We start from the raw sequence: 14,727 nt of genomic DNA, 5'->3' as shown, positions 1-14,727 counted from the left end.
CTCCGGTAGAGGGGTCCTCTCCGCCGGTTGAGGAGCCGTCTCCTTCGGTGTCGGTGCCTGCTGAGGAGGAGAGTACTCCTCCGGTAGAGGGGTCCTCCCCGCCGGTTGAGGAGAGTCCTCCTCCGGCAGAGGAGACTCCCCCAGCGGCTGAAGCTTCGCCAGCCGCAGACAGTCCGGCCGCTAGCGAAAGCGGATCTCTCGGATCAGCTCTCGCCGCTACAGGAACCGCAGCCAATATGCCACTCATCGCGGCAGGGATCATTGTCTTACTCACTATTGGAGCGACTGTTCTCATCGGGGTCAGGCATAGATTATCTCGCGGTGAACGTCGATAGAGATTACTTTGTAGCTGTTTCCTGAGATTTTAATTTGAGATGGAGTGGCTTTCCTGCCAGATATCCTTAACAGGTAAAGTCGCTCCATCGATGCGACTCAGCTATTCGAGGGTCTTCGGCGCACGCGACCATTGAGTCGCAAGGCGGTCAGGCTTAGGGAAGTGGTAGCGACGCACAGCTGCCAGATTCTTCTGACCGTGCTGAGCCCTCGTTCTTGTTAGGTAGCCCTCCGCCTGAGGCGAACGCCGGCGCTTGGGCTTCGCGGGCGTCGTCGTGCTCTAGTACCGTGTAGAGCTGATCCCTTACTTTCTGCTCGCACGCTTTTCACGGAGCTTAATGAACTTCAAGAAAATCTTCACCGGCCCGCTGTTCTGGATTCTTCTGGCAGTGGTGATCCTGCTTGTGGCGGTGCCTGCCCTGTTCAGCACCTCCGGCTCCGGTCAGCGCGTGGACACCAATATCGGCATGGAGCTCCTTGACGAGGGGCAGGTCACCGAAGCCAGGATCGACGACGGCGATTCGCGGGTGGACCTGACCTTGGCGGAGTCCTTCGAGCTGGATGGCACCGAGTACGACGACGCCGTCCACTTCCACTTCTCCCAGGCCCGCGCAGAGACCGTGGTGGAGTCGATTGCCTCCGCCGACCTGGAGGGGTACACCGACGAGCCGGAGCAGTCGAATTGGCTGCTGTCGATGCTCGGGTTCATGATCCCGTTTCTGATCATCGCCGCCATCTTCATCTGGCTGATCATGCGAATGTCCGGCGGCGGGTCCCGGGTCATGCAGTTCGGCAAGTCCAAGGCCAAGATGTTCGACAAGGACATGCCGCAGGTGAACTTCACCGACGTCGCCGGAGCCGAGGAAGCCGTTGAGGAGCTCCACGAGATCAAGGAGTTCCTCTCCGAGCCGGAGAAGTTCCAGCGGCTGGGGGCGAAGATCCCCAAAGGTGTGCTGCTCTACGGCCCGCCCGGCACCGGCAAGACCCTGCTGGCCAAAGCGGTGGCCGGTGAGGCAGGAGGATCCTTCTACTCGATCTCCGGCTCGGACTTCGTCGAGATGTTCGTCGGCGTGGGCGCCTCCCGGGTCCGGGACCTGTTCAAACAGGCCAAGGAGAACTCCCCGGCGATCATCTTCGTCGACGAGATCGACGCCGTCGGGCGTCAGCGCGGTGCCGGTGTGGGCGGCGGCAACGACGAGCGCGAGCAGACCCTGAATCAGCTGCTGGTGGAGATGGACGGCTTCGACGCCAACGCCAACATCATCGTCATCGCAGCGACCAACCGGCCCGATGTGCTCGACCCCGCTCTGCTGCGCCCAGGACGGTTCGACCGACAGATCCCGGTCGAGCCGCCCGACTTCAACGGCCGCAAAGAGATCCTGAATGTCCACGCCAAGGGCAAGCCCATGGTCTCCGATCTGGATCTGGGGCAGGTGGCCCGCAAGACGCCCGGATTCACCGGGGCCGATCTGGCCAATGTGCTCAACGAGGCCGCGCTGCTCACCGCCCGCTCCAACGCCGACCTGATCGACGACCGGGCCATCGACGAGGCCATCGACCGGGTGATGGCCGGACCGCAGAAGCGCACCCGGCTGATGAAGGACCACGAGCGCCGGGTCACCGCCTACCACGAAGGCGGCCATGCCCTGGTGGCTGCTGCGCTGAACTACTCGGCTCCGGTCACCAAGATCACCATCCTGCCGCGCGGCCGGGCACTGGGCTACACCATGGTGATCCCCGAGGACGACAAGTACTCCACTACCCGCAACGAGCTGCTGGACACCATCGCCTATGCCATGGGGGGCCGGGTCGCCGAGGAGATCGTCTTCCACGACCCGTCCACCGGTGCGGCCAACGACATCCAGAAAGCCACCGACACCGCGCGCCGGATGGTCACCGAATACGGGATGAGCTCCAAGGTCGGCTCGGTCAAGCTCGGGACCGGGGACTCCAACCCGTTCTTGGGCAAGGAGATGACCACCGGGAAGGACTACTCCGAGGAGCTCGCCGCGATCATCGACTCCGAGGTGCGCGCCATCATCGACGAGGCCCACGATGAGGCCTACTGGGCGCTCAACGAGAATCGGCACATCCTCGACACCCTGGCTGAGGAGCTGCTGCGGGTCGAGACGCTCAACGCCAAGGAGGTCGCCGAGATCTTCAAGGATGTGACCAAGCGGCCCAAGCGCGAGGTCTGGGAGTCCAGCCCCGCCCGGCCTATCGTGATGGAGGGTACGGTCGTGGCGGAGGAGGCCGCCGACGGTGAGGCTGCCTCCACCAACGGTGTCGAGGCAGCGACAGAGCCTGAGTTCATTGGGACCGAGCCGGGGGAGACCACTCCTTCTGGCGGCCAGGACGCCAATGATTGACCCCTCAGATATCGACTGGCCGCGTAGACCCGTAATTCGCGATGAACCTGGCACAATTAGCGGCGCACGCGGCCAGTCGGCGGGGGTGGACGGCGGTTGAACAAGGAGGGCATGGTGACTGAGGCGAGCGACGGCGTCGTCGATCTTCCTCGCATTGAAGCGGCGGTGCGCGAGATTCTGCTGGCGGTGGGGGAGGACCCGGACCGTGAGGGGCTGCGGGAGACCCCGTCCCGGGTGGCCAGCGCCTATGCCGAAGCCTTCAAAGGTCTGCACCAGGATCCGGCCGAGCTGCTGGGCACCACCTTCGACATCGGCCACCAGGAGCTGGTCCTGGTCCGCGATGTCCCTTTCTACTCCATGTGTGAGCACCATCTGGTGCCTTTCTACGGAAACGCGCATGTCGGCTACATTCCGGCCGAGGAGGGCAAAGTCACCGGGCTGTCCAAGCTTGCCCGGCTGGTGGACATCTTCGCCAAGCGTCCGCAGATCCAGGAGCAGCTGACCACCCAGGTGGCCGATGCGCTGATGAAGCATCTGCAGCCCCAAGGGGTGATTGTGGTGATGGAGGCCGAACACCTGTGCATGTCCATGCGGGGGGCCTCTAAGCCTGGGGCGAAGACCGTCACCTCCGCGGTCCGCGGAGCACTGCGCAACGCCGCTACCCGTTCAGAGGCGATGAGCCTCATCCTGCACAGTTGAGGCCGCTATGACATTGGTGATGGGGATCCTCAATCTGACCCCGGACAGCTTCTCCGACGGCGGGCGGTTCCTCCCGGAGTCGGCTGCCGCGGGAGTGGATGTGGAGCGGGCAGTCTCTGAAGCCCGCCGGTTGGTGTCCCAGGGCGCGCACATCATCGACCTGGGCGGCGAGTCCACCCGTCCCGGCGCTGATCCAGTCGAGCCGGATGAGGAGCAGCGGCGTGTTCTGCCCGTCCTGGAGGCGCTGCTGGTCCAGGGGTTCGCCGCAGACCGGGAGACCGCTGCCCCTGAGGAGGATGTGTTGCGGCTGTCGGTCGATACCCGGCACCCGGCAACGGCCCGCGCTGCACTCCAGTTAGCCGGAGACCGCGCCTGCGGGCTGATCATCAACGATGTCTCCGGGCTGCTCACCGACGAGGCCATGCCGCCGCTGGTCGCTGAGTACGGCTGCAGCATTGTGGTGACGCATAACCGCGGCGATTCCAAGACCATGCAGGAGAAGACTGATTACGACGGCACCGCCTCACCTGCTCTGTTGAGCGGCTTGGAGCGCCAGGGCCTGGCAGTTGATGGGTTGGCAGATGCGCCCGGCGTCGTCGTGGTGGTGCTGTCCGAACTCCTGGGAGTCCGGCAGAGGTACCTGGACGCCGGCGTGGCTCCTGAGCGTGTCATCCTGGACCCGGGCATCGGTTTCGCCAAGACCCACCAGCAGAACTGGGAGTTGATCCGGAACCTGCACAGGTTCACCGCGCTTGAGGCGGGAGGGATGCGTCACCGGGTGCTCTTCGGCGCCTCACGCAAAGGATTCCTCGGCAGGCTGTTAGCCGAGGCAGACTCCGGCCTCCGACCCTCTGGTGAAGGCGACACCGCCACTGCTGCACTCAGCCTCTATGCCGCCCGGGCCGGCTGTTGGGCAGTCCGGGTCCATGCCCCCAGGCCCACCGCCGACGTCCTGCAGGTGATGAGCGCAGTGGGCGGCCTCGGTCCCTTCGCTTAGAGGATTCCGGAGTAGGCGTTCAATGCTGGCTGGCCGCCCAGGTGCGCGTAGAGAACGTTCGACTCCCTGCCGATCCGGCCTGAGCTGACCAGGTCTATCAGCCCGGCCATCGACTTGCCCTCGTAGACCGGATCGATGATCATCCCTTCCAGCTGGGCACTGGTCCGCATGGCCTCGACAGTCGATTCCACCGGAACTCCATAGAGATCCCCCGCCCAGCCTTCAAGCACGGTGATCTCATCATCGCGCAGGTCTCGGCCCAGGCTGATCAGCTCCGCGGTGTTCCGGGCAATCCGGGCGACCTGCTCGCGGGTTTTCTCGATGGTGGCCGATGCATCGATGCCCAGCACTTGGCGGGGCTGGTCCTGGCCGGCGAATCCGGCGACCATCCCGGCGTGGGTCGATCCCGTGACGGTGCAGACCACGATCGTGTCGAAGAAGACGCCGAGCTCCTCCTCCTGCTGCTGGACCTCATAGGCCCAGTTGGCGAAGCCGAGTCCGCCGTACTTGTGCTCGGAGGCGCCGGCCGGAATGGCATAGGGAACCCCTCCGGCATCCTCCACCTCGCTGATGGCCTCCTGCCAGCTGGACCGGATGCCGATGTCGAATCCGGCGGGGTGCAGAGTCACCTCGGCACCCATCAGCCGGGAGAGCAGGATATTGCCCACTTTGTCGTTGACCGCATCGGGCCAGTCCACCCACTTCTCCTGCACCAGACGTGCTCTCAGGCCCAGTTTGGCGGCCACCGCAGCCACTTGTCGGGTGTGGTTGGACTGGTAGCCGCCGATGCTCACCAAGGTGTCGGCGCCGCAGGCGAGAATGTCCGGAACGATGTACTCCAGCTTGCGGGTCTTGTTTCCGCCGAAGGCCAGTCCTGAGCTGACATCTTCCCGTTTCGCCCAGATCGTCGCCCCGCCCAGATGCGCGGTTAGCCTGTCCAGCCGGTGAACCGGGCTGGGTCCGAAGGTCAGGGGATAGCGTTCAAAATCGGATAAGGCCATGGTTGGTTCTCCTCGGGTCGAAGGCAGGACAGATGGCTGGGAACAGGTCCAACATGCAATATATTGCATATCAGAAAGTCTCTCTCGTCAATAGCTGACATAGGATTCTTGGCATGCCGGTCCCAACAACAAGCCCCGTGCGGCGCCGGACGCTGCTGCGCGACGACGTCTACCGCGCCATTCGCGATGCCATCGTTCGAGGCCAGCTCAGACCGGGGGAGAAGCTGGTGGACACCCAGCTTCAAGAATGGTTGGCGGTCTCCCGCACTCCCATCAGGGAAGCTCTCCTGCGTTTGGAGCGCACCGGACTGGTCACCGCGGTTCCTGGGCGGTCGACCGTGGTCACCCCTCATGATGAGACCGCGGTGGAGCAGACGCGCGTGGTTGCCGCGGAGTTGCATGCCCTGGCATCTCGGTTGGCCGCGCCCCGGTTGGAGCCCGCGGATCTGCAGCGGCTCAGGGCAGCCAACGATAGCCTCCGTCAAGGACTCGATGTCCAAGACCCTGAGCAGTGCGTGGAAGCCGATGACGCCTTCCACGAGGTTTTCGCCCATGTGAGTGGAAACTCCACGCTCACCGCGCAGTTGGAGCAGGTGATGCCTGTGCTCCGGCGTGCAGAGTATCTGCACTTTGATTCTGCCCGGGCCCGCGCGTCTGTGGCACATCATGAGCAGATCATCGATGCGGCAGCTCAGGGCGACGCCGACCTGTGCGCTGATCTCACCCGTGAGAACTGGTTGGCCCTGGAAGCCTGAGTCAGGGGCGGGTGAAGCCCTCTGCGAAGTCTCCACTGTGTAGGGTAGACAGGCATGAAAGGACTCCTCAAGCGCCGCGGACGTCACGCCCCATCGGATTCCTCCACGGTAGAGGCTCCGACCGGGCCGCCCGCTGTGGAACTGCATGAGGTGACCATCAGGTACACCGAGGCTGACGGAGCAGAGCGGGTGATCGTGAAGGACTTCAGCCTCACCATTCCCCAGGGCAGGGTGCACTGCCTGGCTGGCCGTTCCGGCTCGGGAAAGACCTCTCTGCTGCGGGTGGCCACTGCCACACAGGCGCCCACGGCGGGTTCGGTCACCTGGGCGGAGAAGCCCATTGCGGGTCTCAACCACAAACGGCTGGCTGAAGCGCGGCGCAAGCATATGGGCTATGTGGACCAGGGAGCCACGGTGATCGAAGAGCTGACTGTGCTGGACAATGTGCTCATCCCCGCCATGCCCCAAGGCATCACCAAGGAGATCACAGAGCGGGCCAATGAGCTGCTGGAGCTCTTCGGACTTGCCTCGGCCCGGCGTCAGAAGGCCCGCAGCCTTTCGGGGGGTGAGCGGCAGCGCTTGGCCATTGTCCGGGGTCTGCTGCTGCAGCCCACGGCGATCGCTCTGGATGAGCCGACCGCCAGTCTGGACCGCACCACCGCTAATACCGTCATCGACGCCATGCACACCGCTGCCAGATCAGGTGCGGCAGTTCTGGTGGCTAGCCACGACCCAGAGGTCATCAGCTCCTCGCATACGGTGACCCGCCTGGTCTGAGGCAGCTGAGAGGCGCGCGGGGTTTTCCCCGCCGCCGGGAGCCCGATTGAGGGTGATGGGTGAGGCCCAAGTGAAGCGGCCGGGCCGACTTCAGGCGTGATGGCGAGCGCAAGCTCGCCGAGAGGCAGGCGGGGTTTCCCCGCCGCCGGGAGCCCGATTGAGCTGAGCGGGATGCTGCGCTTGCGCAGGCATTCCCGAGGCGATTGAGGGTTGGAGCGCCGTAGGCGCGACACCAGCACAGTGGCGTAGCCTGGAGACATGGGCTACGACGTGATTCGGCTGAGCGGACTGCAGCTCTCGGCGCGCATCGGTGTGCTTGACCAGGAGAAGGCCGTTGACCAGCCGCTGGCAGTCGACGCCGAGCTGCGCCTGGACCTCAACGCTGCTGGTGACAGTGACAGCCTGGCCCACACTGTCTCCTACGCCGATGTCGCAGACCTCATCGAGAGCATCGTGACCAGCCGCAGTTTCCACCTCATCGAAACTCTGGCCGTCACCCTTGTCCAGGCCATCATCAGATCCGACTCCCGCATCGAGGCCGCTGCGGTGACGGTGCACAAACCCCAGGCCCCTCTCGCGCAGACCTTCGAGGATGTCTCGGTGACCGTCCACCGCAGCCGTGCCGAGGTCACCGGCAGTGCTGAGGTGACCGGAAGGGCTGGGCTGCCGCAGCCGCGCCCGGAGGTCTCCGGAGTCTATGACGGTGAACTGGTCGACGATGACCCCGCCTCAGCGGTCTCAGCGGCCTCGCCGCCCGGTGCTGAGCATGAGGTCACCGTCTCCACCCCCACCGCGAGCCTGGGCTATTACGGCCGCACCTCTTTGGCTGAGCTGGGGCACGACGACGCGGCCGCAGACCACTACCGTGATCCTGATCTCTCCGCCGCATTCCCGGTCCGCAGTGTGCTGGCCCTGGGCTCAAATTTGGGGGATTCCAGGTCTGCGCTGGCCTCAGCTGTCCAGGCACTGGAGGCGGCTGAGGGCGTCGTCGTAGTCAATGCCTCCCCGCTGGCGCGGACCAAGCCGGTGGGCGGGCCGGTTGATCAGCGTGACTACCTCAACCAGGTGGTGGAGATCGAGACCAGGCTTTCGCCGCATGAGCTGCTGGACCTCGCGCAGCAGATCGAGGTTGACCACAAACGCGTCCGGTCCCAGCGCAACGGTCCGCGGACCCTGGACGTGGACATCGTGACCTATGCCTCGGCCACTATCGACTCCCCGCGGCTGCAGGTGCCGCACCCCTCGGCCGCAGACCGTGCCTTCGTGTTGCTGCCCTGGAGCTGGATGGACCCGGTGGCGCTGCTGGGCGGGCGCCCGGTGCGGGAACTGGCACGGGAGGCTCAGGACTACGACGACGTGGTGAGGCTTGATCAGTGACACAGATGCGTCCGCTGTGGCTGCTGATCATCGTTTCCGGTGCTGCCCTTGCCGGATATCTCGGTACAGTAGTGATGGCCGCTCTGGGCTACACCTCTCCGGTGCTGCCGCTGTCCTCGGTGATCACATTGGCCGCGGTGGGTCTTATTGTGCTGGGATTGGGCCTGGTGGTCTGGCGGGACCAGCGGCGGATCGAAGACGCTGCTGACCGGACCCGGCGCCAGGAGAGCACCGGTGGGTCCCGCCCCGCCCGGAGGCTGCATCCCCTGCAGGCGGTCCGGGTGGTCGCCGCTGGTCAGGCCTGCGCCTACGCGGGTGCGCTGATCACCGGGTGGCATGCTGGTGTGCTGATCGACCTCGCTCCGGCGGCAGGGGTCGGTACCCCCAATGTCACTGCGGCACTGGTGGTGGTGATCGGAGGTCTGCTCTGGGTCATCATCGGCTTTGTGGTGGAGACGCTCTGCAGGATTCCGCCAGACCGTGGTGACGGGCTGGGCGAGACACGATTCGACGACGACGGAACGGAGCCGCATGCTGCACTCTGAGGCCATTGACCCGGCAGGGGTTGAATGGACGCGGGTAGATGAGAAGTACATCAGCGTCAAACTCATCACCGGGATCCTCGGTTGGCTGGTCACCTTCGCGGTGATCGGCGTGCCGCTGGTGCTGAGCTGGACCGGGGTCTGGATGGAGTTCCCACTTTGGCTGCAGATTCTGGTCATCACCGGCGCGCTGGTCTGGGCCGTGGCGGACATCGTCCTGATCCCCCGGCGAGTGCGTGCCATCGGGTACCACGAGCGCAGCGATGACCTGCTCATCCGTAAAGGGCTGCTCTGGCAGCAGGTGGTGGCCGTGCCGTACGGGCGGCTGCAGTACGTCGATATCGAGGCCGGTCCGCTGATGCGGAAGTTCGGGCTCTGCACGGTCCAGCTGAAGACTGCTTCGGCAGCCACTGACGCGTCGATCCCCGGGGCGGTCCGCTCGGAGGGCGCTCGGCTGCGCGATGAGCTCTCCGCCCGTGGGCAGGCGCGTCTGGCAGGTCTGTGATGACTGAGCGTTCCCACAGCCCGATGGAGCCGGGTGATGAAGCGCATGTGCGCTCTCCTTCCTCGGAGACTGCCTCCGGGCACGCTCTTGGACCGCACCAGGCGGCCGGCGGCGCTGATCAGCCGAGCACCGGCGAGGCGTGGTTCGACGAGTCCTGGACCAAAGTTCACCCGCTGAGCCCCTTGGTGCGCGGTTGGGTGACCATTGTGGCTATTCCTGCAGCCTTCTTCACCTACAACTGGGAGTTCTGGTCTGATCTCTGGAACGCCTGGCGCTCCGGTGAACTGGTGGAGAACCTTCAGGCCAACCCCACCCCTTACCTCATCGGCGGCGGAGTTTTCCTGGGACTGGCCGTGCTCATCTTTGTGGGCTTCACCCTCTCTTGGTGGTTCACCCGCTATCAGGTGACAGACGAGCATGTGATGGTGAAGTCCGGAATCCTCTTCCGCCAGCACCGGCAGGCCCGTATCGACCGCGTCCAGGCAGTCGATCTCAGGCAGCCGCTGCTGGCCCGGTTCGCCAAACTGGCCGAGCTGCGGTTCGAGGTGGCTGAGGGCGACGGCACCGCAGCTACCCTGGCCTTTCTTCGCAAGCATGAGGCCGAGCAGCTGCGCAGTGACATCATGAACCGCGCGGCCGGTCGCTCGCCGGAGCAGCCGCACCATCCCGAGGGCACTCAACAGTACGACGCCGCCCCTGGCACCTCGCCGCAGACCGCCTCGGTTAGCACCCCCGGGGTGTATGCGGGCGAAGCGATCGGTGCGGAGGCTTCCGGGGGAATCGTCGTACCTGCCGGCGTGCCGGCGCAGGAAGATGTGGCGGATCGTGTGATCGCCCGGGTCCCTATCGGCCGGCTCATCGGTTCCATGCTGGCGGGGATGGTGTCCATTCTGGTTATTCTGCTGGCCCTGGCACTATTGGTCGTGACTGGCGGCATTGCCCTCGGAGTTGCGTTTTTCACCGACAGGTCGTTGGCCGAGGCGGTATGGAATATCGAACTTCCCTTCTTCATCCCCCTGATCATCGGCGGCATCGTCGCCTACTGGGGACAGCTTTCGGGCGGGTGGAACTTTACGGCCACCATGACCAGTGCGGGTCTGCGGCTGAAATACGGGCTGACCACCACCAATACGCAGACTGTGCCGCCGGGGCGAGTGCAGGCCATCCAGATTCAGCAGGGGCTGCTGTGGCGGCCCTTCGGCTGGTACAAGGTGGTCGTCACCGTGGCCGGTTACGGTCTGGATTCGCGCTCCACGCTGCTGCCGGTGGGGAAGGTCGAGGATGTCATGCGACTGGCCGCTGAGATGTTCCCAGACCTGAGGATCGACAATCCCGAGCAGATGTTCACCGAGGGCCTTCGCGGCCGGGGGACCCAACTCGGATTCAGCGAAGTCCCGGCCCGGGCCAAAGCCTTCGACCCTTTGGTGCGCCGCCGCCGCGGGTTCTTCGCCACCCCCAGTGCGCTGATGATCCGCGACGGGCGGCTCAACCGCAAACTGATCATGGTCCCGCATGAGCGAATTCAGTCCGCTGCGCTGCATCAAGGGCCAGTTGCTCGGTCTGCCAGGACCGCCACGCTGAACATCCACATACCGGCCGGGCCCATCACCGTGCGGGCCAAGAATCAGGACCTGGAGCAGATCACCGGCCTGTTCGAGCAGGAGTCCGGCTACGCCGCAGTGGCACGCAGGATGACCGACCGCAATCAGTGGATGATGCCGGAGGAGCTGCGCGAGTTCGAGAAGATGGTCGGAGAGGCCACGGTTCGTGAACCAGCCGATTGATCCCTACGCCGCCGAGCTCCCTCCCTCGGCGCGGGATGGTCGGCTCGGGGTGGGCGTCATCTCAGCAGGAAAAGTCGGGGCGGTGCTGGGCGCGGCGCTGCGCAGCGCCGGACATCAGGTGGTCGGGGTGCATGCGGTCTCCGCAGGCTCCCAGGACCGTGCCGAAAGCCTGCTTCCCGGAGTGCCTGTGCTCCAGATTCCGGAGATCCTCCGGCGTGCGGAGCTGGTGCTGCTGGCGGTGCCGGATGACGCACTCTCCGAGGTGGTCGCCGGCACCGCGGAAGCCGGGCACTTCCAGCCCGGCCAATTGGTGATGCATACCTCCGGGCGTTACGGCACCTCGGTGCTGGACCCTGCTGAACGGGCCGGTGCGATCGGTGTGGCAATACATCCGGCCATGACCTTCACCGGGATGAGCCTGGATCTTCAGCGGATCAACGCCTGCTCCTTCGCAGTGACCGCTGACCAGGAGGTTCTTCCGGTGGCGCAGGCGCTCGCCGTGGAGATGGGTGGAGAGCCGGTGGTGGTGGAGGAGGAGCACCGAGGCGCCTACCATGCGGCGTTGGCGCATGCCTCCAACCACCTCAATGTCCTCACCGCGCAGTCGGCCGAGGTGCTGGAACGCCTGGGAGTCGATGATCCTTCGCGGGTGCTGGGCCCGCTGATGCAGGCCTCACTGGATAATGCGCTGGCCTCCGGCGCCGGGGCGCTGACCGGTCCGGTGGCCCGCGGCGACGCCGGCACTGTCCGGCATCATCTGCGGGTGCTGGCGGATTCGGCTCTGCCCGCGGACGCTCGCAGCGCCTATGCGGTCATGGCACAATCGGCTGTGCAGCGGGCGCTGGCGCTGGGCCGCCTCTCTGAGGCCAAGGCTGCCGAACTCCTCGACCTGCTCGCCGAGTAGCAGCGCCCGCCCGGTCCTCCCACCGCCGCCGGAGACCCGATTGAGCCGAGTGAAATGTGCCGCTTGCGGCGATACTTCCGAGGCGATTGAGGGTTTGAGCGCGATAGCGCGAGACTACACTGTTCGGGTGAGCACACCTCATGTGTTGAAGACTGTCCGCGAGCTCCGCGCCGCAGTGGCTCAGGCTGTGGCGGAGACCGGACTGGCCCAGCCGGTGGTCGCACTGGTCCCCACCATGGGAGCGCTGCACTCAGGGCACGCGGCGCTGCTGAAGGCAGCTCGGACCAGCGCCGATGTGCTGGTGGCCAGCGTCTTCGTGAATCCGCTGCAGTTCGACGACGCCGCCGACTATCAGCACTATCCCCGTCAGCTGGAGCAGGATATCGCGGACTTGGCTCGGCACAGGGTCGACCTGGTCTTCGCCCCTGAGATTGAGGAGATCTATCCAGACTATCCGTTCGGGCCTCTGGTCCGGGTCAGCGCCGGCGAGCTCGGCCGCAGGTGGGAAGGCCGGTCCCGCCCGGGGCATTTCGACGGCGTGGCCACGGTGGTCACCAAGCTGTTCACGATCATCCAACCCCCTGCGCCTGCGCGATTCGAGGCCTGGTTCGGGGAGAAGGACGCTGAGCAGCTGGCGGTGATACGCCGGATGGTTGCTGACCTGCATTTGCCGGTGGGAATCCGTTCGGTGCCGGTGGTCCGCGATGAGAACGGGCTCGCACTCTCCAGCCGCAACCTGCGGCTGTCTGCAGCGGATTACGACGCCGCACTGCACCTGTCACAGACTCTGTTCACCCTGGCAGCCCGTGCCGAGTCTGGCCAGCCGCTGGATGTTGAGGGACTGCGCACACAGCTCGAGGCAGCTGATGGGGTTGAACTGGACTACCTGGTGGTCGTCGATCCGCTGAGCCTCCATGAGCTGGTTCCTGGCCGGGGGGCGCTGACCGGGCAGGGGGTGCTGGGGGCGTCGTCGTGCCGTGGCAGCGGCGAGGCGCCGCGCGGAATGCTGGATGCTGTCCGCCATGATGCTCCTGATGGACTTGTCCTGATCGCAGCCCGAGTAGGTCCTGTCCGTCTCATCGACACGATGGATCTCAACGCAGCGGCACCACTATGACACCACTATGACTTCACATGACATCATTATGGCGCTATAGTGATGTCATGCAGTTCGACGAATATGTCACAGCCCTGCAGCAGGGGCTCGCGAAGGCCACCCGCCTGGCTCCCGAAGAAGTCCAGCGCACCGCTGAGCTGATCGGCGAGGCACTGGAGCCCGAAGCCCGTCTGGCGCTGACCCGGTTCGCCTCCGACCTCGCCGAGGAGATCACTGCCGAGCTTGAGGGCGCGGTGGTGGAAGTGCATATCCGCGGCGGTGAGCCTGCGGTGGTGGTCCACCAGGCGGAGGTCTCCTCCGAACCGGCGCCAGAGGCGCCTGCGCCGCCCTCTCCACCGGTGCCCCCAGGGTCCGGCGAGGAGGGAAACACCGCGCGGCTGACCCTGCGCCTGCCCGAATCGCTGAAGGCCGAGATCGAGAAGGCCTCAGCCGCTGAGGGCAGATCCACCAACACCTGGCTCGTCCAGGCAGCGCATCAGGCGCTGGCCGGACCGCCATCACCCACATCCAGGCGCACCGGCAGGCGGATGTCCGGCTGGGCGCGCTGATCCCTCCATATCCCAACACTGACAGGAATGAGTTCCATGGCTGCTACCAGGGCCAACGAAACTGCCGTTCTCCACACCTTTGACGTGGGAGGGCCTCTGCATCTGGACGCCCACCTGCGCTCCAGCACCCTCAGCGTCACCGCCGGCACGGTGGACCAGATTACCGTGGAGGTTGCCCTGGCCAAGGGCGTCCACGTCAACTCGGATCCGCAGGAGGTGATCGTCGAACACTCAGCCGGAACCCTGCGGATCGAAGTCCCCGAAACCCAAGGCGGCGGACTGAAGTTCGGGCCGATCCAGATCGGAAACTTCACCTCCCATCGGTATCACATCGACGTCCAGGTTCCGGAGGGTTCCAGCATCAGGGCTCAGGCCGGGTCCGGCGGCATCACCGCCGTCGGCCGGATGGACAGTGTGCTGGCCAAATGCGGGTCCGGCCGGATCTCTGTGGAGCAAGCCCGCGAGATCTACGCCAAGGCCGGATCCGGAACCATCACCGTTGAGCGCGCTCAGAAGCTCGAGGCCACCGCAGGCTCCGGGGACATCACCGCCAGCACTCTGGGTGAAGCCCATCTCACAGCCGGGTCAGGCACTCTCCGCGTCGGTGCCGCAGACCACCACCTGGAGCTCAAGACCGGTTCCGGTGATATCCGCCTCGGGAGAGTCGCCAGCGCTTCGGCACTGGCAGGCTCCGGTGACATCGAGGTGGGGGAGCTCAGCGGGCAGTTCAGCTCCAAGACCGGTTCTGGCGATGTCACTGTTCAGCGGGCAGTCTCCGGAGTGGTAGCAGCCACCGCAGCCTCAGGAGACATCAGCGTGGGGATACCCCTGGGCACAGCGGTGCTCAAGGACTGCTCCACCGTCTCCGGCGGCCTCAGCTCCGCACTGGACGAGGCAGACGGCCCCGGCGAGGCCGAGCAGCGCCTTGAGCTGCGCGCCCGCACCGTCAGCGGCGATATCGCGGTGCACCGCGCCAGCTGACGCCACCGTCCCACAACGCTCGCCCTCACACAGAAAGT

Annotated in this window: 14 protein-coding genes and 2 pseudogenes; 14 read left to right on the top strand and 2 right to left on the bottom strand. The window is 65.4% G+C overall.

Going from position 1 to position 14,727, the window contains the following annotated elements; translation table 11 throughout:
- A pseudogene (locus DVO78_RS18065) lies at positions 1-247 on the bottom strand (hypothetical protein); the annotation flags it as partial.
- Between the two features lie 424 nt (positions 248-671).
- Between DVO78_RS18065 and ftsH the strand changes: the two are divergent.
- The 3 genes from ftsH (at position 672) to DVO78_RS14140 (ending at position 4,398) form a co-directional block, all read left to right on the top strand.
- Positions 672-2,702: an ATP-dependent zinc metalloprotease FtsH gene (ftsH, locus tag DVO78_RS14150; protein WP_120005662.1), complete on the top strand. Its 2,031-nt coding sequence runs from the start codon at positions 672-674 to the stop codon at positions 2,700-2,702.
- 111 nt (positions 2,703-2,813) lie between these two features.
- A complete protein-coding gene (gene folE / locus DVO78_RS14145; RefSeq protein WP_120005660.1) occupies positions 2,814-3,401 on the top strand; it encodes a GTP cyclohydrolase I FolE in 588 nt (195 codons plus the stop codon).
- 7 nt (positions 3,402-3,408) lie between these two features.
- Positions 3,409-4,398: a dihydropteroate synthase gene (locus tag DVO78_RS14140; protein ID WP_120005658.1), complete on the top strand. Its 990-nt coding sequence runs from the start codon at positions 3,409-3,411 to the stop codon at positions 4,396-4,398.
- Here the strand turns inward: DVO78_RS14140 and DVO78_RS14135 are convergent.
- A complete protein-coding gene (locus tag DVO78_RS14135; protein ID WP_120005656.1) occupies positions 4,395-5,399 on the bottom strand; it encodes a 1-aminocyclopropane-1-carboxylate deaminase in 1,005 nt (334 codons plus the stop codon). The genes DVO78_RS14140 and DVO78_RS14135 overlap by 4 nt on opposite strands.
- Positions 5,400-5,512: 113 nt before the next feature.
- Here DVO78_RS14135 and DVO78_RS14130 point away from each other — a divergent pair, with 113 nt between their 5' ends.
- The 11 genes and pseudogenes from DVO78_RS14130 to DVO78_RS14085 all read left to right on the top strand — a co-directional run bounded on the left by DVO78_RS14130 (position 5,513) and on the right by DVO78_RS14085 (position 14,689).
- Entirely contained in the window at positions 5,513-6,154 is a 642-nt protein-coding gene (locus DVO78_RS14130) for a GntR family transcriptional regulator (protein WP_120005654.1), read from the top strand.
- A gap of 54 nt (positions 6,155-6,208) precedes the next feature.
- On the top strand, positions 6,209-6,931 hold the full coding sequence (locus DVO78_RS14125) for an ABC transporter ATP-binding protein (RefSeq protein WP_120005652.1): 723 nt from the start codon (positions 6,209-6,211) through the stop codon (positions 6,929-6,931).
- Positions 6,932-7,189: 258 nt separating this feature from the next.
- Positions 7,190-7,543, top strand: a pseudogene (gene folB / locus DVO78_RS18450) (dihydroneopterin aldolase); the annotation flags it as partial.
- Positions 7,544-7,834: 291 nt separating this feature from the next.
- Positions 7,835-8,308, top strand: coding sequence for a 2-amino-4-hydroxy-6-hydroxymethyldihydropteridine diphosphokinase (folK, locus tag DVO78_RS18445; protein ID WP_420799097.1), 474 nt, complete (start codon positions 7,835-7,837; stop codon positions 8,306-8,308).
- A gap of 5 nt (positions 8,309-8,313) precedes the next feature.
- Positions 8,314-8,853 carry a DUF3180 domain-containing protein gene (locus tag DVO78_RS14115; protein WP_120005648.1) on the top strand — a complete coding sequence of 180 codons (540 nt, stop codon included), beginning with the start codon at positions 8,314-8,316 and terminating at the stop codon, positions 8,851-8,853.
- Complete coding sequence (locus DVO78_RS14110) at positions 8,843-9,355, top strand: PH domain-containing protein (protein ID WP_120005694.1); 513 nt, start codon at positions 8,843-8,845, stop codon at positions 9,353-9,355. The genes DVO78_RS14115 and DVO78_RS14110 overlap by 11 nt, the downstream gene beginning before the upstream one ends.
- Complete coding sequence (locus DVO78_RS14105) at positions 9,355-11,139, top strand: PH domain-containing protein (RefSeq protein WP_120005646.1); 1,785 nt, start codon at positions 9,355-9,357, stop codon at positions 11,137-11,139. The genes DVO78_RS14110 and DVO78_RS14105 overlap by 1 nt, the downstream gene beginning before the upstream one ends.
- Positions 11,123-12,043 (top strand): Rossmann-like and DUF2520 domain-containing protein, encoded by a 921-nt coding sequence (locus DVO78_RS14100; RefSeq protein WP_120005644.1) that lies wholly within the window; start codon positions 11,123-11,125, stop codon positions 12,041-12,043. The genes DVO78_RS14105 and DVO78_RS14100 overlap by 17 nt, the downstream gene beginning before the upstream one ends.
- 127 nt (positions 12,044-12,170) lie before the next feature.
- Positions 12,171-13,160, top strand: coding sequence for a pantoate--beta-alanine ligase (gene panC / locus DVO78_RS14095; RefSeq protein ID WP_238385319.1), 990 nt, complete (start codon positions 12,171-12,173; stop codon positions 13,158-13,160).
- 47 nt (positions 13,161-13,207) lie between these two features.
- Complete coding sequence (locus DVO78_RS14090) at positions 13,208-13,708, top strand: hypothetical protein (RefSeq protein ID WP_120005640.1); 501 nt, start codon at positions 13,208-13,210, stop codon at positions 13,706-13,708.
- A gap of 36 nt (positions 13,709-13,744) precedes the next feature.
- Positions 13,745-14,689 carry a DUF4097 family beta strand repeat-containing protein gene (locus DVO78_RS14085; RefSeq protein ID WP_157984053.1) on the top strand — a complete coding sequence of 315 codons (945 nt, stop codon included), beginning with the start codon at positions 13,745-13,747 and terminating at the stop codon, positions 14,687-14,689.
- Positions 14,690-14,727: the final 38 nt, after the last annotated feature.

The sequence above is a fragment of the Nesterenkonia muleiensis genome, from assembly GCF_003600155.1.
Lineage (GTDB): Bacteria > Actinomycetota > Actinomycetes > Actinomycetales > Micrococcaceae > Nesterenkonia > Nesterenkonia muleiensis.
The sequence above is the reverse complement of the archived record's forward strand: the minus strand, read 5'-3'. Positions and strand labels throughout refer to the sequence as shown.

Excerpts from the sequence above, each read along its gene's own strand:
- DVO78_RS14085 (WP_157984053.1), top strand. The coding sequence starts at position 13,745 with ATGGCTGCTACCAGGGCCAACGAAACTGCCGTTCTCCACACCTTTGAC.
- DVO78_RS14090 (WP_120005640.1), top strand. The coding sequence starts at position 13,208 with ATGCAGTTCGACGAATATGTCACAGCCCTGCAGCAGGGGCTCGCGAAG.
- folE (WP_120005660.1), top strand. The coding sequence starts at position 2,814 with ATGGTGACTGAGGCGAGCGACGGCGTCGTCGATCTTCCTCGCATTGAA.
- DVO78_RS14135 (WP_120005656.1), bottom strand. The coding sequence starts at position 5,399 with ATGGCCTTATCCGATTTTGAACGCTATCCCCTGACCTTCGGACCCAGC.
- DVO78_RS14125 (WP_120005652.1), top strand. The coding sequence starts at position 6,209 with ATGAAAGGACTCCTCAAGCGCCGCGGACGTCACGCCCCATCGGATTCC.
- ftsH (WP_120005662.1), top strand. The coding sequence starts at position 672 with ATGAACTTCAAGAAAATCTTCACCGGCCCGCTGTTCTGGATTCTTCTG.
- DVO78_RS14130 (WP_120005654.1), top strand. The coding sequence starts at position 5,513 with ATGCCGGTCCCAACAACAAGCCCCGTGCGGCGCCGGACGCTGCTGCGC.
- DVO78_RS14140 (WP_120005658.1), top strand. The coding sequence starts at position 3,409 with ATGACATTGGTGATGGGGATCCTCAATCTGACCCCGGACAGCTTCTCC.
- DVO78_RS14105 (WP_120005646.1), top strand. The coding sequence starts at position 9,355 with ATGACTGAGCGTTCCCACAGCCCGATGGAGCCGGGTGATGAAGCGCAT.
- DVO78_RS14115 (WP_120005648.1), top strand. The coding sequence starts at position 8,314 with ATGCGTCCGCTGTGGCTGCTGATCATCGTTTCCGGTGCTGCCCTTGCC.